The 18182-nt window shown below is 62.3% G+C and carries 21 protein-coding genes and 2 pseudogenes; 18 read left to right on the forward strand and 5 right to left on the reverse strand.

What is annotated here, in order from left to right:
- Positions 1 to 192 precede the first annotated feature (192 nt).
- The 4 genes from BMW74_RS01975 to BMW74_RS01990 all read left to right on the forward strand — a co-directional run bounded on the left by BMW74_RS01975 (position 193) and on the right by BMW74_RS01990 (position 3446).
- Complete coding sequence (locus BMW74_RS01975) at positions 193 to 1287, forward strand: serine hydrolase domain-containing protein (RefSeq protein ID WP_093412865.1); 1095 nt, start codon at positions 193 to 195, stop codon at positions 1285 to 1287.
- Positions 1284 to 1610 (forward strand): amidase, encoded by a 327-nt coding sequence (locus BMW74_RS01980; RefSeq protein WP_093412868.1) that lies wholly within the window; start codon positions 1284 to 1286, stop codon positions 1608 to 1610. Before BMW74_RS01975 ends, BMW74_RS01980 begins: the two co-directional genes overlap by 4 nt.
- Before the next feature lie 84 nt (positions 1611 to 1694).
- Complete coding sequence (locus tag BMW74_RS01985) at positions 1695 to 2285, forward strand: YceI family protein (protein ID WP_093412871.1); 591 nt, start codon at positions 1695 to 1697, stop codon at positions 2283 to 2285.
- Positions 2286 to 2288: 3 nt separating this feature from the next.
- Entirely contained in the window at positions 2289 to 3446 is a 1158-nt protein-coding gene (locus BMW74_RS01990) for a phospholipase D-like domain-containing protein (RefSeq protein ID WP_093412874.1), read from the forward strand.
- Positions 3447 to 3719: 273 nt separating this feature from the next.
- Here the strand turns inward: BMW74_RS01990 and bglX are convergent, their stop codons facing one another.
- A complete protein-coding gene (bglX, locus tag BMW74_RS01995) occupies positions 3720 to 6011 on the reverse strand; it encodes a beta-glucosidase BglX (RefSeq protein WP_093412877.1) in 2292 nt (763 codons plus the stop codon).
- A gap of 228 nt (positions 6012 to 6239) precedes the next feature.
- Between bglX and BMW74_RS02000 the strand changes: the two genes are divergently transcribed.
- From BMW74_RS02000 to BMW74_RS02025, 6 genes are all read left to right on the forward strand, one after another.
- Positions 6240 to 6848 carry a LemA family protein gene (locus BMW74_RS02000; RefSeq protein WP_093412880.1) on the forward strand — a complete coding sequence of 203 codons (609 nt, stop codon included), beginning with the start codon at positions 6240 to 6242 and terminating at the stop codon, positions 6846 to 6848.
- A gap of 70 nt (positions 6849 to 6918) precedes the next feature.
- The gene (locus BMW74_RS25605; protein WP_093412882.1) at positions 6919 to 7674 is read left to right on the forward strand and encodes a TPM domain-containing protein; all 756 of its coding nucleotides are present in this window, start codon (positions 6919 to 6921) and stop codon (positions 7672 to 7674) included.
- A 28-nt stretch (positions 7675 to 7702) separates the two neighbouring features.
- Complete coding sequence (locus BMW74_RS02010) at positions 7703 to 8320, forward strand: TPM domain-containing protein (RefSeq protein ID WP_093413419.1); 618 nt, start codon at positions 7703 to 7705, stop codon at positions 8318 to 8320.
- 281 nt (positions 8321 to 8601) lie between these two features.
- Positions 8602 to 8904 carry a helix-turn-helix domain-containing protein gene (locus BMW74_RS02015; protein ID WP_371911729.1) on the forward strand — a complete coding sequence of 101 codons (303 nt, stop codon included), beginning with the start codon at positions 8602 to 8604 and terminating at the stop codon, positions 8902 to 8904.
- Positions 8891 to 9250 (forward strand): putative holin, encoded by a 360-nt coding sequence (locus BMW74_RS02020; protein WP_093412885.1) that lies wholly within the window; start codon positions 8891 to 8893, stop codon positions 9248 to 9250. Before BMW74_RS02015 ends, BMW74_RS02020 begins: the two co-directional genes overlap by 14 nt.
- Complete coding sequence (locus tag BMW74_RS02025) at positions 9250 to 9528, forward strand: phage holin family protein (protein WP_093412888.1); 279 nt, start codon at positions 9250 to 9252, stop codon at positions 9526 to 9528. Before BMW74_RS02020 ends, BMW74_RS02025 begins: the two co-directional genes overlap by 1 nt.
- A gap of 23 nt (positions 9529 to 9551) precedes the next feature.
- Here BMW74_RS02025 and BMW74_RS02030 read toward each other — a convergent pair whose 3' ends face one another.
- Complete coding sequence (locus tag BMW74_RS02030) at positions 9552 to 9977, reverse strand: helix-turn-helix domain-containing protein (protein ID WP_093412891.1); 426 nt, start codon at positions 9975 to 9977, stop codon at positions 9552 to 9554.
- Between the two features lie 263 nt (positions 9978 to 10240).
- On the opposite strand from BMW74_RS02030, the gene BMW74_RS02035 reads away from it, so the two are divergent.
- The 3 genes from BMW74_RS02035 to BMW74_RS02045 all read left to right on the forward strand — a co-directional run bounded on the left by BMW74_RS02035 (position 10241) and on the right by BMW74_RS02045 (position 12225).
- Positions 10241 to 10516, forward strand: a complete 276-nt coding sequence (locus BMW74_RS02035; RefSeq protein WP_093412894.1) for an Ogr/Delta-like zinc finger protein — start codon at positions 10241 to 10243, stop codon at positions 10514 to 10516.
- 2 nt (positions 10517 to 10518) lie between these two features.
- Positions 10519 to 10875, forward strand: a complete 357-nt coding sequence (locus BMW74_RS02040; RefSeq protein ID WP_093412897.1) for a hypothetical protein — start codon at positions 10519 to 10521, stop codon at positions 10873 to 10875.
- A gap of 132 nt (positions 10876 to 11007) precedes the next feature.
- Positions 11008 to 12225, forward strand: a complete 1218-nt coding sequence (locus BMW74_RS02045) for a class I SAM-dependent methyltransferase (RefSeq protein WP_093412900.1) — start codon at positions 11008 to 11010, stop codon at positions 12223 to 12225.
- A 7-nt stretch (positions 12226 to 12232) separates the two neighbouring features.
- On the opposite strand, the gene BMW74_RS02050 is transcribed toward BMW74_RS02045, so the two are convergent.
- A complete protein-coding gene (locus BMW74_RS02050; RefSeq protein WP_093412903.1) occupies positions 12233 to 13126 on the reverse strand; it encodes a DMT family transporter in 894 nt (297 codons plus the stop codon).
- A 190-nt stretch (positions 13127 to 13316) separates the two neighbouring features.
- Here BMW74_RS02050 and BMW74_RS02055 point away from each other — a divergent pair, with 190 nt between their 5' ends.
- From BMW74_RS02055 to BMW74_RS02065, 3 genes are all read left to right on the forward strand, one after another.
- Positions 13317 to 13898, forward strand: a complete 582-nt coding sequence (locus BMW74_RS02055; RefSeq protein WP_093412905.1) for a DJ-1/PfpI family protein — start codon at positions 13317 to 13319, stop codon at positions 13896 to 13898.
- A gap of 14 nt (positions 13899 to 13912) precedes the next feature.
- Positions 13913 to 14218: a ribbon-helix-helix domain-containing protein gene (locus BMW74_RS02060; protein WP_093412908.1), complete on the forward strand. Its 306-nt coding sequence runs from the start codon at positions 13913 to 13915 to the stop codon at positions 14216 to 14218.
- Positions 14219 to 14397: 179 nt separating this feature from the next.
- The gene (locus tag BMW74_RS02065; protein WP_093412911.1) at positions 14398 to 14742 is read left to right on the forward strand and encodes a YegP family protein; all 345 of its coding nucleotides are present in this window, start codon (positions 14398 to 14400) and stop codon (positions 14740 to 14742) included.
- A 519-nt stretch (positions 14743 to 15261) separates the two neighbouring features.
- Here the strand turns inward: BMW74_RS02065 and BMW74_RS02070 are convergent.
- The gene (locus BMW74_RS02070; protein WP_093412914.1) at positions 15262 to 16281 is read right to left on the reverse strand and encodes a DUF4917 family protein; all 1020 of its coding nucleotides are present in this window, start codon (positions 16279 to 16281) and stop codon (positions 15262 to 15264) included.
- Positions 16282 to 16436: 155 nt separating this feature from the next.
- Here BMW74_RS02070 and yiaY point away from each other — a divergent pair, with 155 nt between their 5' ends.
- A complete protein-coding gene (yiaY, locus tag BMW74_RS02075; protein ID WP_093412917.1) occupies positions 16437 to 17585 on the forward strand; it encodes an L-threonine dehydrogenase in 1149 nt (382 codons plus the stop codon).
- On the opposite strand, the pseudogene BMW74_RS02080 reads toward yiaY, so the two are convergent.
- A pseudogene (locus BMW74_RS02080) lies at positions 17586 to 17957 on the reverse strand (DMT family transporter); the annotation flags it as partial. It abuts the gene before it with no gap.
- On the opposite strand from BMW74_RS02080, the pseudogene BMW74_RS25345 reads away from it, so the two are divergent.
- A pseudogene (locus BMW74_RS25345) lies at positions 17953 to 18165 on the forward strand (LysR family transcriptional regulator); the annotation flags it as partial. The pseudogenes BMW74_RS02080 and BMW74_RS25345 sit on opposite strands and share 5 nt — an antisense overlap.
- Between the last annotated feature and the right edge of the window lie 17 nt (positions 18166 to 18182).

Here is an 18182-nt window from a genome sequence, read left to right on the forward strand (position 1 = left end):
GCGAAGACGTCATCCGCCGCGCGAGCAGGCTAGCTCCCACGATTGAGCGAGTTGAATCACATTGTGGTGAGCGGCCACAAAACCCTGTGGGAGCGAGCCTGCTCGCGAAAGCCGCTTCAGCTACGACGCCGCTGTTGAGCGGTCATCGATCTGGGCTACGCTCAGGCCCGTTAAAACCTACGAGTGTTTGCCGTGTTCAAACGTCTCTCGCTATTGCTCATCTGCCTGCTCAGCCTCCCGGCCCTGGCCGAGCACTGGCCCGCCGAACAATGGGCTCAAGGCCCAGCGATCAGTGGTCCGGCGGTCCAGGCGCTGGAGGCCTACGCCTTTCCCCCGCGCGACGACGCCAGTCGCCAGGGCATTCGCACCGATGCCTTGCTGGTGATCCGTGACGGGCAGGTGATCTACGAGCATTACGCCGCCCCCACTACGGCCGACACCCCGCACCTGACCTGGTCCGTGAGTAAAAGCGTGATGGCCGCCGTGCTGGGCGTGGCCTATGGCGAAGGGTTGTTCAAACTGGAGGACCCGGCGGCACGGTTCTATCCACCGTTGCAGGGCCATCCGGCGATCACCCAGGCCGACCTGCTGCATTGGGCCTCGGGCCTGGACTGGCAGGAAGACTACGAATACGCACCGCTCAATTCCTCAGTGGTGGCGATGTTGTACACCCGTGGCCATGCCGACATGGCTGCCTTTATCGCCGGGCATGGCGCGTTCAGCGCGCCGGGGTCGAGCTTTCGTTACTCCAGTGGCGACAGCACGCTGCTGGCGGCAACGCTCAAGGCGATGGTCGGGCCACAGCGTTATCCCGATTACCCCTGGCGCGCATTGTTCGAACCCCTGGGCATTCGCAGTGCGACCTGGGAAACCGATGCCACCGGGACCTTTGTCGCGTCGTCCTACGCCTACATGACGGCCCGGGACCTGGCGCGCATCGGCCTGTTGATGCAGCGCAACGGGCGCTGGGGCGAACGTCAGTTGCTGCCCCAGGATTGGGTTGCGTTCAACCTCCAGCCGTTCAGCCATTACCGGGCCGGCCAGGACGGCGCCGTGCCGGGCGGGCATTGGTGGCTCAACCGGGCGGTGGACGGGGCCGAGAAACCCTGGGCGGATGCCCCCGATGACAGTTTCGCCGCCCTTGGCCACTGGGGCCAGGCGCTGTACGTGGTGCCCAGCGAGAACCTGGTGATCGTACGTTACGGTGATGACCGCGACGCCAGCTACCAACACAACGAGCTGCTCAAGCGTGTGCTGACAGCGTTTGCCTCGCAGGTGCAGCCATGAGACTCGGATGGCTTCGACGGCACCCCATCCTCGGCGTATTTTTGTTGCTGATCGTCGTGCTGTTGGGCTGGGCTTGGCAGCAGCGCGTGGCGTTGTCGGCGTTCCCCGACATCATCGGCGCCTACACCGCCAAGGAGTACTGCTCATGCCGTTACGTGGCCAACCAGCCGGCGGACTATTGCCGGGGCTACGTGAAGCAGTGGCTGGCCACCCGCGGGTTTGTCGATGACGCCGACCTCAAGCGCGTGACCGCCAGCGGCATGGGGCGCAGTCATAGCGCGTGCTGGCTCGGCGTGCGCCAGGGCTGCCAATTGACGCCTTGAACGACGGTGTTTTGCCTTGCGCTGTTTGCAAGCGTCGTCACTCAGGCTAAGGTTCGGCTCAGGTTTACTTGCCCATGAGTGTTTATGTTCAAAGCGTTGCGCTACACCTCCCTGGCTTGCGTGCCGCTGATGTTGGCCGCCCTGCATGCCCAGGCCAATTGGTACCTGGACGGCGAGTCCTCACGGTTGTCGTTTGTCTCGACCAAGAACGCCAGTATCGCGGAGGTCCAGCGCTTCCTGGTCCTGCACGGCAAGGTCGACCAGGACGGCCTGGCCCGGGTCCAGGTCGAGCTGGATTCGATCAACAGTGGCATACCGCTGCGCGATGAGCGCATGCGCAAGGACCTGTTCGAGATCAAGGCCTTCCCCGAAGCGCTGATCAGCGCGCAGATCGACCTGCGGCCCATCAAGGACCTGGCCCCCGGCGCCCAGTTGGAGCTGCGTTTGCCGGTGACCATCAGCCTCCACGGCAAGCAGCACACCTACAACGCCGAGTTGCTGGCCACGCGCCTGGACGAGCAACGGTTTCAAGTGGTGACCCTCGAACCGTTGGTGCTCAATGCCGCCGACTTCGACTTGCTGCCGGGCGTTGAAGCGCTGCGCCAGGCCGCCGGCCTGTCGGTGATCAATCCGTCGGTGCCGGTGGGTGCGGTACTGATCTTTACGGCGCGCTGAACCATGGGTGGCGCGATATTTCCCTGGCGTGAAGGCAACCACTACGAGTTGTTGATCGACGGCCCGCAATTCTTCCCGCGCATGCTGGCGGCGATTGGCGAGGCGCGCGAGCAGGTCGAGCTGGAGTTGTACCTGGTAGAGGCGGGCGCTTGCGCCGAGGCGGTGGTCCAGGCCTTGGTGTCGGCTGCCGAGCGCGGCGTGCGGGTGCGTTGCCTGTTCGACGACTATGGCAGCCTGGCCTTCACCCTGAGCCTGCGCCGGCGCTTGAGCGAGGCCGGTGTCGAGCTGCGCTTCTACAATCGCCTGAACTGGCGGCGCTGGCTGGGCAACCTGTACCGCGATCACCGCAAGCTGCTGTTGGTCGATCAGGCGTTGGCGGTGGTCGGCGGCACCGGGGTTACCGATGAGTTCTGGACCCCGGGCCATGACACCAGCCAATGGCATGAAGTCATGGTGCAGATCCGCGGCCCGCTGGTGCTCGACTGGCAGTTGCTGTTCGACCGGCAGTGGGTCGCCAACCGCCATCGCCGCGCCTGGCGCCCCGCCACGCACTTTGGCTTGCCGCACCTGCCCAAGGTGCCGGCCGTGGGCGAAGGCATGGGGCGGGTGGCCTATGCCGACGCCGGCCAGCACCGCGACATCCTGCAAGCACTGGTGCGCGCCCTGAGCAGCGGCCGGCGACGGATCTGGCTGGCGACCCCGTATTTCCTGCCGACCTGGAAGATCCGTCGCTCATTGCGCAAGGCCGCGGCACGCGGCGTTGACGTGCGGCTGTTGCTCACCGGGCCGCGCACCGACCATCCCTCGGTGCGTTACGCCGGGCATCGCTATTACCCGCGTCTGCTCAAGGCCGGGGTCAAGATTTTCGAGTATCAGCCGTGCTTCCTGCACCTGAAGATGGTGCTGGTGGATGACTGGGTGAGCATCGGCTCATGCAATTTCGATCACTGGAACCTGCGCTTCAACCTGGAAGCCAACCTGGAGGCGCTCGACCCGCCGCTGACGCGAGCGGTGGCGGCGAGCTTCGAGCGCGACTTTGCCTTGAGCCAGGAGGTCAGCCTGGAAGAGTGGCAGCGTCGACCGCTGTGGAAGCGGGTCAAGCAGCGGGTGTGGGGATGGGTGGATCGGGTGGTGGTGAACCTGTTGGATCGGCGGGGCTGAACCCTCTCTTAAGCACACCCGAAGCTGGGTTGAGCCCGTAGGAGCGAGGCTTGCCCGCGAAGAGGCCAGCCCATTCAACCTCGATGTCGCCAGATTTACCGCTTTCGCGGGCAAGCCTCGCTCCTACGCTGATCGATGGCGAACACAAGTCCGGTGTCCGGGCCCAATCCCTTGTGGGAGCGGGCTTGCCCGCGAAGGCGGCGGGTCAGCCAACACCTGGTCAACTGACAGATTGCCTTCGCGGGCAAGCCTCGCTCCTACGCTTTTGCGGGGTTACAGCAACTCGAAGCTCTGTTGCGTCACGTTCTCGGAGTCGAGGCCGATCTGCACGTTGAACTTGCCCGGCTCGGCCGCGTACTTGAGTTGGGTGTTGTAGAACTTCAGGTCGTCCTCATCGATGGTGAAGTGGACGACGTGCTGTTCGCCGGCCTTGAGCATGATCTTCTGGAAGTTCTTCAGCTCTTTGATCGGGCGGATCATCGAGCCGGTGACGTCCTGGATGTACAGCTGCACCACGGTCTCGCCGTCGCGCTTGCCGGTGTTCTTGACGGTCACGCTGGCGTCGATCTTGCCGGTCTTGTTCAGCGTGGTCGAGGACAGCGCCATGTCCGACAGGCTGAAGTCGGTGTAGCTCAGGCCGTAGCCGAACGGGTACAGGGGACCGGTGGTTTCATCGAAGTACTGCGAGGTGTAGTTGCCGGGCTTGCCTGGGGTGAAGGGGCGACCAATGCTCAGGTGGTTGTAGTAGGTCGGGATCTGCCCCACCGAACGCGGGAAGCTGATCGGCAGCTTGCCGGACGGGTTGTAGTCGCCGAACAGCACATCGCTGATGGCGTTGCCGCCTTCGGTGCCGCTGAACCAGGTTTCGAGGATCGCGTCAGCCTGTTCCTTTTCATGGGAAATGGTCAGCGGTCGGCCGTTCATCAGCACCAGCACCAGCGGCTTGCCGGTGGCCTTGAGGGCGTTGATCAAGTCGCGCTGACTGGACGGGATGTTCAGGTCGGTACGGCTCGACGATTCATGGGACATGCCACGGGACTCGCCCACGGCGGCCACCACCACGTCAGCCTGCTGCGCGGCTTTCACCGCCTCGTCGATCATCACCTGTGCCGAGCGCGGGTCATCCACCACTTCCGGGGCATCGAAGTTGAGGAAGTTCAGGTAGCCGACGACGTTCTTGTCCGAGGTGATGTTGGCACCACGGGCGTAGGTCAGCTTGGCCTGGTCGCCCAGGGCGCGGGTCATGCCGTCGAACAGGCTCACCGACTGCGCCGGCTTACCGGCCGCCGCCCAACTGCCCATCATGTCGATCGGTGCCTTGGCCAGCGGGCCGACCAGGACGATTTTCGCGCTCTTGCTCAGGGGCAGGGTCTGGTTCTTGTTCTCCAGCAACACCAGGCTGCGACGGGCGACGTCACGGGCTTCGGCACGGTGCAGGCGGTCCTCGGCGTAGGGATCGGCCGGGTCATTCTCGGCCTTGCCAATGCGCAGGTACGGGTCCCGGAACAGGCCCATGTCGAACTTGGCGCCGAGCACCTCGCGCACCGCGTTGTCGATGTCGCTCTGCTGGATCTCGCCGGACTTGAGCAGCCCCGGCAGCTCTTTGCCGTACAGGGTGTCGTTCATGCTCATGTCGATGCCGGCCTTGATCGCCAGCTTCGCCGCTTCGCGCCCATCGCGGGCCACGCCGTGCTTGATCAGCTCGAAGATCGCGCCGTGGTCACTGACGGCCAGGCCCTTGAAGCCCCACTCCTTGCGCAGCAGGTCTTGCATCAGCCACAGGTTGGCGGTGGCCGGGATGCCGTTGATCGAGTTCAGGGCCACCATCACCCCGCCGGCGCCGGCATCAATCGCGGCGCGGTACGGTGGCAGGTAGTCCTGGTACATCTTCACCGGGCTCATGTCGACGGTGTTGTAGTCCCGACCGCCTTCCACGGCGCCATACAGGGCGAAGTGCTTGACGCTGGCCATGATGTTGTCGGCGCCGATCAGGCCGCTGCCCTGGTAGGCCTTGACCATCACCTTGGCGATGCGCGAGACCAGGTAGGTGTCTTCGCCAAAACCTTCGGAGGTGCGGCCCCAGCGTGGGTCGCGGGAGATGTCGACCATCGGCGCGAAGGTGAGGTCCAGGCTGTCGGCCGCGGCTTCCTTGGCGGCGACGCGTCCGGACAGGCCAATGGCGTCCATGTCCCAGCTCGAGGCCAGGGCCAGGGGGATCGGGAAGATCGTGCGGTGGCCGTGGATCACGTCATAGGCGAAGAACATCGGGATCTTCAACCGGCTGCGCATGGCCGCGTCCTGCATCGGACGGTTTTCCGGGCGGGTGATGGAGTTGAACGTACCGCCGATGTTGCCGGCGGCGATTTCCTTGCGGATCAGCTCGCGCGGCATTTCCGGGCCGATGCTGATCAGACGCAACTGGCCGATCTTCTCGTCCAGGGTCATCTGCTTGAGCAGGTTGCTGACGAATGCATCCTTGCTTTGCAAGGGGGCTGGCTGGGTGTCAGCCAATACCGAGTGACTGGCCAGACCGATGGCAAGGCCCAGCAAACACAGCTTCTTCATGAATAGTTTTCTCAGGTGCCCAAACGACGGTACTCAATACGCATCGCTCAGCCAAAGTTTAGGGAGCGTCTATTGTTGTTCGAGTAAATACAGCACACTTCAGAACGTTTTCGCGCTGCGCATCTTTTAGCCGATTGGCTCACTGCAATCCAGTGGCGGCGGCCGAATATGTCCGAAGAGTTGAGCTTGAAGGGCCGCAGGACTATTTCCATCAGGAGCACCACGCACATGAACCTACAACCGTTCTCGCGCTCTGGCTGGCAAGTGGCAGCCGTGCTGCTGTTGACCACGATGCTGGCTGGTTGCGGCATCAACACCATTCCCACCCTCGACGAGCAGGCCAAGGCCGCGTGGTCACAGGTGCAGAACCAGTACCAGCGGCGCGCCGACCTGATCCCCAACCTGGTGGAAACGGTCAAGGGCTACGCCAAGCATGAAGAGCAAACCCTGACGGCTGTGATTGAGGCGCGGGCCAAGGCGACGTCGATCCAGGTCGACGCCAGCACCCTGGACAACCCGGAAAAGCTCAAGCAATTCCAGCAGGCCCAGGACCAACTCAGTGGCGCGCTCAGTCGGTTGATGGTGGTGTCCGAGCGTTATCCGGACCTCAAGGCCAACCAGAACTTCCTGGCGCTGCAATCGCAACTCGAAGGCACGGAAAACCGTATCGCCGTGGCGCGTCGCGACTTCATTCTCGCGGTGCAGAAGTACAACACCGAGATCCGCACCTTCCCCGGTCGCCTGTGGCACAGCGTGATGTACAGCGACTTGCCGCTGCGCGAGACCTTCGAGGCCACCAGCCCCGATGCCGAAAAAGCGCCACCCGTGAAGTTCTGATCGGCCCAGGTCTCCGGCGGCACGACTGCTGCCGGAATGCTCGCGCTTTTTGATGAGGGATGAGGTGCCGATGCGCATTCTGAAGATGAGCCTGGTGCTAGTGCTCTGGGTGTTGACCATCGCCGCGCAGGCCGAGCTGAAGTTCCCGGCGTTGACCGGGCGGGTGGTGGACAACGCCCAGATGATCGAGCCGGCGGTGCGCGAGCAACTGACGCAACAACTCAAGGCCCACGAACAGGCCACCGGTGAACAACTGGTGGTGGTGACGGTGCCGGACCTGCAGGGCACCAGCATCGAAGACTTCGGTTATCAGTTGGGGCGCTTTTGGGGCATTGGCCAGAAGGACAAGAACAACGGCGCCTTGCTGATCGTCGCCCGTGATGAGCGCAAGTTGCGGATCGAGGTGGGTTACGGCCTGGAGGAGCGCCTGACCGATGCGCAAGGCTCCATCATCATCAACCAGATAATCACCCCGGCGTTCAAGGCCGGCCACTTCAGCAGGGGCATCAGCGAGGGGGTCTCGGCGATGCTGGTGGTGCTGGGAGGCAGTCCGCTGGATGAGTCCGCCACCGCCGCCTATGGACCGAGTGGGGAGCGTGGTAGCAGCTTTTACGACCAGCATCCGACCCTGTTGATAGTGCTGTTCTGCATCATTGTTTTTGTCTGCCAGTTGCTGGGGATCCTGCCCCGTGGTGGCGGACGCGGTGGCGGTGGGTTTGGTGGGAGGGGCGGTGGTGGCTTTGGCGGTGGCTCGCGAGGAGGGGGCGGTGGCTTTGGCGGCGGTGGGGGCAGTTTCGGGGGCGGCGGTTCGTCGGGCGGCTGGTGACAACAATAATGAATGAGCATTGAAAACCATGGCACTACTGAGTGAATACGAACAGCGCCAGGTCGCCGAGGCGATTGCCCGGGTCGAGCGTGAAACCGACGCCGAACTGGTCACCGTGCTGGCGGCCCGTGCCGACGACTACGCCTACATCCCACTGCTCTGGGCCAGCTTGCTGGCGCTGATTGTGCCAGGGGTCGTGCACTACGTTTTCGGCTGGCTGGACACGCACACGCTGTTGCTGGTGCAGTGGGCGACCTTCGTTGCGTTGTGCCTGCTGTTCCGCATCCCGGCGATCACTACGCACCTGATCCCGCGCTCGGTTCGGCACTGGCGTGCCTCGAACCTGGCGCGCCGGCAGTTTCTGGAGCAAAACCTGCACCACACCGTGGGCAGCACCGGCTTGCTGATCTTTGTCTGCGAGGCGGAGCGTTATGTGGAGATCCTGGTGGACGAGGGCATTTCCCGGCACCTGGACAATCAGTGCTGGGAGCCGATCGTCGCCAACTTCACCCAGCAGGTGAAGCAAGGCCAGACCCTGCAAGGCTTTGTGACCTGTATCGAAGCCTGTGGCGAGTTGCTCAAGGTGCATGTGCCGGTGACCCACGTGCGCAATGAGTTGCCTAACCGTTTGGTCGTGCTCAGCTAGTGTCCTGTCTCGGAAATAAGCTGTTCCCTTTTGACGGCACCTATCGCCGCCATGCTGCGTTGCCACTCCTCGCCATAGCCCTGCTATGACTTGTCGCGGCGCCTTGCCTGGCAGCAACAGATGCTATTTCCAAGACAGGACACTAGGTATTTGATGTTTGCTTTGTAGGATTTCATCCTACAAAGCCTGCCCGTTGTCCTGACGCCAGCAGACCTTCAACCTCTCTCCTCATCTGGATGCGCCCTGGTTTTGGGCGTTTCGACGTAGAGGGAGTTGTTGTCATGCCTATGCATCATCCACCTGATTCCGCTGGCGGTGCTGACCTTGCCCGTGGAGAAACGCCCTTGCCGGCCCTGTTGACCGCCAAGGAGACGCAAGCCCTGCTGTGGAGTTTCAAGGGTAAAACCTCCTGGGAGATCGCCAGGATTCAAAATTGCTCGGAATCCACGATCAATTTTCACTTCAGCAATATTCGCCGCAAGTTATCGGTGACCTCACGCAGTGCGGCCTTGCTCAAGGCCATTGAACTGGGCTTCATCAATGTGGCCAGCACCGATGCCGGAGGCGCTCATGAGCCTGACTGACTCGGCCTACAACGGCATCAGTGGCCTGCTGTTGGGCATGAGCGTGGCGGCCACGCTCCCTTCGGTTGATGGTGAGACGCTGTTTGGGGCCGCGCTGGGCGCCTGGCTGGCCACGACCACGCGCAGCAACTTCAAGGCGTGGCAGCGTATCGGTTCATTGCTGTTGTCGGCGGGGGTGGGGTACCTGTTCACCCCTGTGGCGCTGCCGTTGGTACCTTTTCTGACCAGCGGTGTGGCGGCGTTCCTGTGTGCGCTGATCGTGATTCCGATCAGTATCAAGATCATGTTGTGGGTCGACGGTGCCGGTATCGCCGAGATTATTCGGCACCTGAGGGGGCGGGGATAATGGACCTTTTGCCGCTGGCATTGACCTATGTGACCGCCGCCGCCCACCTGCTCAGCGCCTTCAGGTTGGCGTGTTACCAACGCAATGAAGACCACTACTGCTGGCCAAGCAGCCTGCTGACCAGCCTGTTTGGAGGCATGTTCTGCCTGGCGGGTATGGATGTAATGCTCAAACTTCAGCCCGTGAGTCCGTGGCACGCACTGGTCAGTGTGTTGTTGTGCGTGCTCATTGTGCGCAGTGGCGGAAACATTGTTTGTTTATGGCGTGCCTCGAAGTAGTGGCTGTTGGCTAATCTATAACTTCATGTTTCATTTATTGGCTTGAGAGCTGATAGAAGTGAGGCCATTTCAGCAAGTTGTAACTCGATTTCTCGCAGGCGATGTTTTTCTTCAAGTGCACGTTGTATGGCCCGACGGTCCTCTTCATTGAGTAATCGCCAGAGGCTGAGGATCGCATGTTCGCGTGTTGTATTCGAGGTCGGTTGTTCAGTGTCGTTGGCATGCACAGGCCTTTGCATGGGGCCTTCGCCCAGCAGGAGCCAGTCCAGGGAAATGCGGTGTACTTGGGCAATGTCTACGCATAATGCGTATGGCGTGCTGTTGCGACCCTTCCAACTACTGAGTGTTTGCGGGCTGATCTTTAATGCTGAAGATAACGATGCGTCGGTGGTTGTGCCGGTTACTTGCTTCAGTCGAGCCAAAACAGTCTGTGATTTTTTGCTACGCAATTTGAGTCTCTTCCTTTTGACATATTCTTATTGAGTGCCTAGCTTATGCGCAATGAGTACTTTGTTTGTATGAATAATCAACCATCAACGATGAATCAGAAGACCATGTGTTTTAAAAATCCTATGGGTGCCAGGGGGACTTTCTACGAGTGTGGTGTGCATGTGTTGCACACCGGTTCGTCGCAACGCCTTATATGGGACCGGTGTGTTATGTATCGACGAGCATTCTCGCGCAATGCGTCACTGAGTGCTGGGGGCGCGGCATGAGTACCTACAAAATGGTCTGCCCGCACTGCTTGAGCAAGATGCGTATTCGCACCAGTGAAGGTCGGCATATTTTCCTGCGGGTCGCCTATTTGCAATGCACCTCCGAGGCCTGCGGCTGGTCGGTACGGGCAGAGTTTGAAATGACCCATGAATTGTCGCCCAGTGGCATGCCCAACCCCGCCGTGCATTTGCCTTGCGCCGGGCCCGATTTGCGCCGTGCCGCACGACCGGCGCTGGTGGCGCCCAGCCCGCCGTCCCCGGTGGAGTCGTGAACATGGCAGGCATTGAGAACACGCGTGACCTGGAGCTGCTGGCCGTTGCCCAGGCCTTTCTGAGTCGTCATGAGCCTGAGGTCGTCAATGCCGACCAGGTGTTGTTCTGTCGTGCCGTGAAGCATTTGCAGGACATTGATGTACCCAGGCCTCTGGCGGAGCGACTGGTGAGCCATGCCTACGGGACGCTGAAGTCCGGTCAAGACCGTCGCCGCCTGGATGTCGCGGCCAGCTCGGAAACCGTGGCCGTGGTCACGGACCCGGCCAGTGGCCTGACCTGGGCCGTGCCGGTGGGCTTGATTGTCAAATACGTGATCAATTCCCCGAGCAATCGCAAGCTTCGATTGGTCCAGCGCTGACCTTTTTGAAGGCGAGACCAGGCTCAGGGGTGTGCTGCCCGGGCCTGGTGGAAAATAACCCCGTGCCCTGAAGCGCCATCCCCCCTAAAATACCGGCCATTCCCCGATCTGCATCGCCCGAGGCGTTTTTACATGTCCGTTACCGCAACTCCTGCCAGCCTCTCGCCGGATCATCACGCGCAATTCATCGACTTGCTGAGCGCGAGCCTCGCGCAGGGCGCGTTCATCAAACTGGTGCTGGCCAAGTATGTCGGCAGCGAAACGGACTTGCAGCGCATCATCGTCAAGCAACTGATGGTCAAGGATCAGCCTTGCCTGTCCTTTGTCTACCGCTACAAGACCCGCGACATCACCAAGAACCTCCCGGTGCAGGAGGGGGTGGCGACGATTGCCGGGTTGCTGCCTGAGTCGTTCAAGAACGCCCATCTGCTGTCGCTGACCGATGAAGCCCAGCTTGAGTACAGCAAGAAGGGCAAAAGCTCGCTGTTCAAGAGCAAGCCGCAGCAACTGCGTGAAGTGCCGTCGGCCGAGCACAATCGCGAGAAGCACCGCTTCCTGGACCTGACGCGTCCGTTCCTCGCTGACTTGGGCGTGACCAACCCGCAGCACGAACTGATCCCGACGATGTCGCGCAAGTGGAAGCAGATCAACAAGTTCATCGAAGTTTTCAGTCACGCCCTGACGTCGTCACCGCTGGCGCTGGACCGGCCGGTGCGAGTGGCGGATTTCGGCTCGGGCAAGGGCTACCTGACCTTTGCCATTCACGACTACCTGCGCAATACCTTGAAGGCCGAAGGCGAGGTCACGGGGGTCGAGTTGCGCGAAGACATGGTCAGCCTGTGCAATGCCGCTGCCGCACGCCTGGAGCACCCGGGCCTGGTGTTCAAGTGCGGTGACGTGCGCAGCGTGGCGCCCAGCGAACTGGAGGTGATGATCGCGCTGCACGCCTGTGACATCGCCACGGACTACGCGATCCACACCGGTATCCGCTCGGGCGCTGCGATCATCATGTGCTCGCCGTGCTGCCACAAGCAGATCCGCCTGCAGATCCAGAGCCCGGCGCTGCTCAAGCCGATGCTGCAATACGGCTTGCACCTGGGCCAGCAGGCCGAGATGGTCACCGACAGCTTGCGCGCGTTGTTCCTGGAAGCCTGTGGCTATGAGACCAAGGTCTTCGAGTTCATCTCCCTGGACCACACCAACAAGAACAAGATGATCCTGGCGGTCAAGCGCGCCGAGCCGGTGGACCCGACGCAACTGCTGGAAAAGATCCAGGCACTCAAGGCGTTCTATCACATCAGCGAGCATTGCCTGGAAACCCTGCTCAAGGCCGACGGTTACCTGAGCTGACTGACCGTTAGGTGGCGATTTTCGGGGCGCTCGCCTGCACGCTGGTCTTGCGCCCCAGCATCACCGTGACGATCACACCCGCGGCAAACAGCCAAGTGATCGGCTCGATGTGCTCACCGAAGAACAGCGCCGAGAAGGCGATGGTGAAGAAGATCTGCAGCAACTGGATCTGACTGACCCGGGCGATGCCACCCATGGCCAGCCCGGCGTACCAGGCGAAGAAACCAATGAACTGCGAGAACAGCGACACGTAGCCGAAGGCCCACCAGGTCTTGCTCGAAATCGCCCCCTGGTGCTGCAGGGCCAGGTACAGCACCGGGCCGATCAACAGCGGCGTCGACAGCACCAGCGCCCAGCAGATCACCTGCCAACCGCCCATCTCCTTGGCCAATCGGCCACCCTCGGCGTAACCGAGCCCGCCCACGGCAATCGCCCCGAGCATCAACAGGTCGCCGGCCTGGATGCTGCCCGCCCCGCTGATCAGCGCATAACAGAGCACCAGCGCACTGCCCAAGGCGGCGCAGGCCCAAAAGGCTTTCGAGGGTCGTTCATGGGATAACCAGGCGGCGTACACCGCGACGCATAAGGGCTGCAAGCCATTGACCAACGCCCCGTGGGACGCCGGCAAGGTCTGCATGGCCCAGGCCGACAGCACCGGGAAACCCAGGATGACCCCGGCGATCACCAGCGTCAGGCCCTTGATCTGTTGCCAGGTCGGCCATTTCTCCCGTTGCCACAGCAACAGCGCGGCGGCCGGGACCGCCGCGAACAGGGCGCGGCCCAGGCCGTTGAGCAGCGGGTGGAGTTCCTGCACCACGATCCGGGTGAACGGCAGGGTCAGGCTGAAGATGATGACACCGAGCAGGCCCAGGGCCATGCCGGTGTTTTCGCGTGAGGACATGACGGTAACCAGAATCCACGGGGCAGAGGTCTTCATCTAGCCACAGGCCCGGGATTGGACGCTGCTACAGCTAGGCGCAGAGTTATCCGTACAGTTGGCCGCGTAGTAGCGGGGTGTTACCCGTCTCAGAGGATTCGGACTACTTTGAAGACTGCAGTGTGCCCACCCTTGATCCACAGGAGTCCTTCCCATGGCTGCGAAAAAGATTCTGATGCTGGTTGGCGATTACGTTGAAGACTACGAGGTGATGGTGCCGTTCCAGGCGCTGCTGATGGTCGGTCACACCGTGCATGCCGTGTGCCCGGACAAGACCGCCGGTCAGACCGTGCGCACCGCAATCCATGACTTTGAAGGCGATCAGACCTACAGCGAGAAACCCGGTCATCTGTTTGCCCTCAACGCTGACTTCGCCACGGTCGAGGCCGCCGATTACGACGCCTTGCTGGTGCCGGGCGGTCGTGCGCCGGAGTACCTGCGCTTGAATGAAAAAGTCCTGCAACTGGTACGCGCCTTCGACCAAGCCGGCAAGCCGATTGCGGCGGTCTGTCATGGCGCGCAGTTGCTGGCGGCCGCCGGCATCCTCGAAGGCCGCGAATGCAGCGCGTACCCGGCCTGTGCCCCGGAAGTGCGCTTGGCCGGCGGCACGTTCATCGACATCCCCGTGACCCAGGGCCACGTACAAGGCAATCTGGCAACCGCCCCGGCGTGGCCGGCGCACCCGAACTGGCTGGCCGGCTTTCTCGGTTTGCTGGGCACCCGGATCATCCTGTAACTGGAGCACTGCCCATGTGCGAGCTGTACGTGAAGGCCGACCCGATTCTGTACGAGTCCCGTTCGCGCTCGCTGCGCATCTGCGGGGTGGTGACCACCGTGCGCCTGGAGAACCAGTTCTGGGACATCCTCAGCGAGATCGCGCAGGTCGATGGCATGACCACCAACCAACTGATCGCCAAGCTGTATGAAGAGGTGATGGATTACCGAGGCGAAGTGGTCAACTTCGCCTCGTTCCTGCGGGTCAGTTGCACCCGCTACCTGAGTCAGCGGCGGGCGACCGTGCCGGGTTTGTCGATGGTGCGCGCAACGGGCGGCTAGCCGGTGTTGCGCCAGGGCTGCGAGCCGAACCGGCTGCGCAAACGTGGCGAATGATGCCGAGAACTGTTGCGGGTTGTTGTGTGGCAAATGCACTCGATCCGTTGCCAGTGGTGAAACCCGCAGGAGCGGCTTTAATCAGTGGCGCGAGTCCTCGCCTTTTGAATGACAGGAGAAGTCCCATGTCTGGATGGTACGAGTTGAGTAATAGCAGCAACGGTCAGTTCCGCTTTGTGCTCAAGGCCGCGAATGCCGAGACCATTCTCGTCAGTGAGCTCTACACCACGCGTTCCGCCGCTGAAAACGGTATCGCCTCGGTCCAGGTCAATAGCCCGCTGGGTGAACGCTACGAGAAAAAGACCACCAAGGATGGCCACCCGTACTTCAACCTCAAGGCGGCCAACCACCAGGTCATCGGCAGCAGCGAATCCTATTCCTCTGATGCGGCTCTGGAAAAAGGCATTGCCAGCGTCAAGAGCAACGGCCCGACCACGGTGATCAAGGATAAGACTCTGCCGGCGCTGTGACGCTCCGGCAGCCGGCACATGGCGGGCGATCAGCGCAGGGGGGTGAGCAACCCTTGCAACTGAGCGCCCGCGGCATTTTGCTTCGCTGCACCTCCATGCGATGAGTTCGACGGCGTCGAACGGCGCTGCGCGCCAGTCCCCAGCGGGACACCTTCACTCAGCCTATCGATCAAGATCAAAAACCAGCTCAAGAGCTGCAGGCGAGCTACCGCTCGGCCTGTTGAGTGGTGAGGGGCGGATCGATGGGCGTCTGGTGGTGATGGTGGATTTGCTTTTGGTGGGAGCAACGGTCTTAGCCATGCCGCTCGTCACCGCCATCGCGAGCAGGAATCTGGGTTGAGCCCGTAGGAGCGAGGCTTGCCCGCGAAGAGGCCAGCCGATTCAACATCGATGTCGCCAGACTTAGCGCTTTCGCGGGCAAGCCCGCTCCACAAGGATCCGGGCCTGACACGGGATGTGTGTTCGCCGTGGACCAGGGTGGGAGCGAGCCCGCTCGCGAAGAGGCCCGCTCAGTCGCCGCTATACCTCGACGGGCACTGACAGCTTCGGGCTTCCCAGCGGATGGCTTTTGGAGTCAAAGAAGCGCAGTTCAACGCCTGTGCCTTCAAACAGTGTGGTGTAGTGGCGTTTTTGGCTTTGGATGAAGGCGGCGCTGCGTGGGTAGATCGAGATTGCCAGGGTGCAGGGGCGGGCCTGGCGCAGGGCTTGGAGGATGTGTGCGTCTTGTTTGCCCAGGCTGTGGCCAAACAGGCACAGCGCGTCGTGTTGGTGCAGCAATTGGTCGTAGCAGAACGACAGGTAATCTGAGCTGCGGATGGTCTTGAGTTTGTCTTCGCTGCTGCCTTCGTTGACGAACAGTGGCACGTCGTCGAGGGTTTTGATTGTGTTGTTGATCGCGAAGCTGGCGAGCAGGGTGCCTTCGGTGGAGGCCAGTTTGCGCGCGGTACCGTCTTGGTTGCGCACCAGGTGCAGGCCGCCGTGCAGGTACAGCAGGCGGGTTTTGTCGGTGTGGCGGTTGCTCAGTTCAAAGCACGGTGCGGCGCCGTGGAACAGGTCGTCGATGGCGTCGCCCTGGTGCTGGACTGCCCAGTAGTTGAGCAGGTCGTAGTTGGTGGTGAACACCGTCGGATAGGTGCTCAGTTCCTGGCTGATCGCCGCGAGGCCGGCCGGTCGAACCAGGCGCCAGGGGATGTGCACCGCGTGGATGCTGTTGATCAGCGCTTCCTTGATCGCGTAGTAGCGATTGCGCGGGGCGGCGGAGCTCACGGCCAGGGCCTTGTTGACCCGGCTGGTGGTTTTCAGCGCGCTGAGCACGTGCTCGAAGCTGCGGGTGTGCAGGGCTTCGAACACGCTCAGTTCGGACGGGCCCAGGGGCTTTTCTTCCACCGTGCGGGCGTTGTCGAACAGCGAGTCGTAGCCGAAGTCATCCCACACCGCGCGACTGGCGCCATTGCCCAGCAGCAGGGCGCTGAACGAGGTGGTTGCGCGCAAGGCGTTCCAGTCTTCTAGCCGGGTATCAAATTCCTGGAAGTCGCTCATCGTGTCGCTCATCTCAAACAGGTGGGTTACAGGGCGCGGACTTTATCACGCCCGGCCATTGAGCCAGATCAACATGCGCGTTGACGGATGGGGCGACGCTTGAGGTATCCAGCGAATCGGGGTTGTCGGTTCGGTCCCCTTGAAGAGAGCTCGCCATGACCAGCACGTTTTTCATTCCCGCCGTGAACATCATGGGCACCGGTTGCCTGGACGAAGCCATGACGGCCATCGGCAACTATGGGTTTACCAAGGCCTTGATCGTGACGGACCAAGGGCTGGCCAAGGCCGGTGTGGCGACGTTGATCGCTGAAAAGCTGGCGGGGCAAGGCATCGAGTCGGTGCTCTTCGACGGCGCCAGGCCCAACCCCAGCATCGCCAACGTCGAAGCCGGCCTGGCGATGCTGCAGGCCCATCACTGTGACTGCGTGATCTCCCTGGGGGGCGGCTCGCCCCACGACTGCGCCAAGGGCATCGCCCTGTGTGCCACCAACGGCGGTACGATCGCCGACTACGAAGGCGTCGACCAGTCGAGCAAGCCACAACTACCTTTGATTGCCATCAACACCACCGCCGGCACGGCCAGCGAGATGACCCGCTTCTGCATCATCACCGACGAGGCGCGCCACGTGAAAATGGCCATCGTCGACCGCAACGTCACGCCGCTGCTGTCGGTCAACGACCCGGCGCTGATGGTCGCCATGCCCATGGGCCTGACCGCGGCCACCGGCATGGACGCCTTGACCCACGCCATCGAAGCCTATGTGTCCACCGCCGCCAACCCGATCACCGACGCCTGCGCGCTCAAGGCCATCGAGATGATCAGCCGCAACCTGCGCCAGGCGGTGCGTGAGGGCAGCGACTTGGTGGCCCGGGAAAACATGGCCTACGCCCAGTTCCTCGCGGGCATGGCGTTCAACAACGCGTCCCTGGGTTTTGTGCACGCCATGGCCCATCAGTTGGGCGGTTTCTATGACTTGCCCCACGGCGTGTGCAACGCGGTGCTGTTGCCCCACGTGCAGAGTTTCAACGCCATGGTCTGCGCCGAGCGCCTGGCCGTGGTGGCCCATGCCATGGGCGCCGACACCCGTGGCATGGGCCCGGAGGAGGGCGCCCAGGCCGCCATCGCGGCCATTCGCACCCTGGCGCGCGAGGTCGAGATCCCCAACGGCTTGCGCGACTTAGGGGCCAAGCTGCACGACATCCCGGTCCTGGCGGCCAACGCGCTCAAGGATGCCTGCGGCCTGACCAATCCCCGGGCGGCCGATCAGCGGCAGATCGAGGAAATCTTCCGCAACGCGTTCTGATCAGCCATTGGCCACCAGCGCCCGCGCCGGGCTGGCGCTGAACTGAATCAACACCACCCCGCCGATCAGCAGGCCAGCCCCCAGCAGGCGGGGCAGGTTCAATGGCCGCTCGCTCAAGCCGAACAGGCCGAAATGATCGAGCACCCGCGAGGCCACGACCTGCCCACTCAGCGCCAGGGCAATAAACCCGGAGGCGCCGAGCTTGGGCAGCAACATCAAGGCCAGGGCAATGAAACACACGCCGAGCGCTCCGCCCGTCCACATCCACAACGGCGCCTTGCTGATAAAGCCCAGGGACGGCAGCGGCAGGCGCAGGGCGATGATCACCGGCAACAGCACCATGATTCTGACCAGCAACGAGGCGAGGGTCGCCCCGCACTTGATCCGCGGCACCGACCTGATTCTCACCGTGGCCGCCCGTGGCCTGCACGGCATTGACCAGCCGCAGTTGCTGGTCCTGCCACCGCCGTTCCACATCCCCTCATTCACCTTCGTCCTGGCCTGGCATGAGCACCGTGGCGGGGATCAAGCGTTGAACGGGTTGAATCGCCAGATCGCCCGGGCGATAGTGCACGGCTGACTGTTAATGGATGACGT

Source organism: Pseudomonas sp. ok272 (assembly GCF_900109995.1).
Classification (GTDB): Bacteria; Pseudomonadota; Gammaproteobacteria; order Pseudomonadales; family Pseudomonadaceae; genus Aquipseudomonas.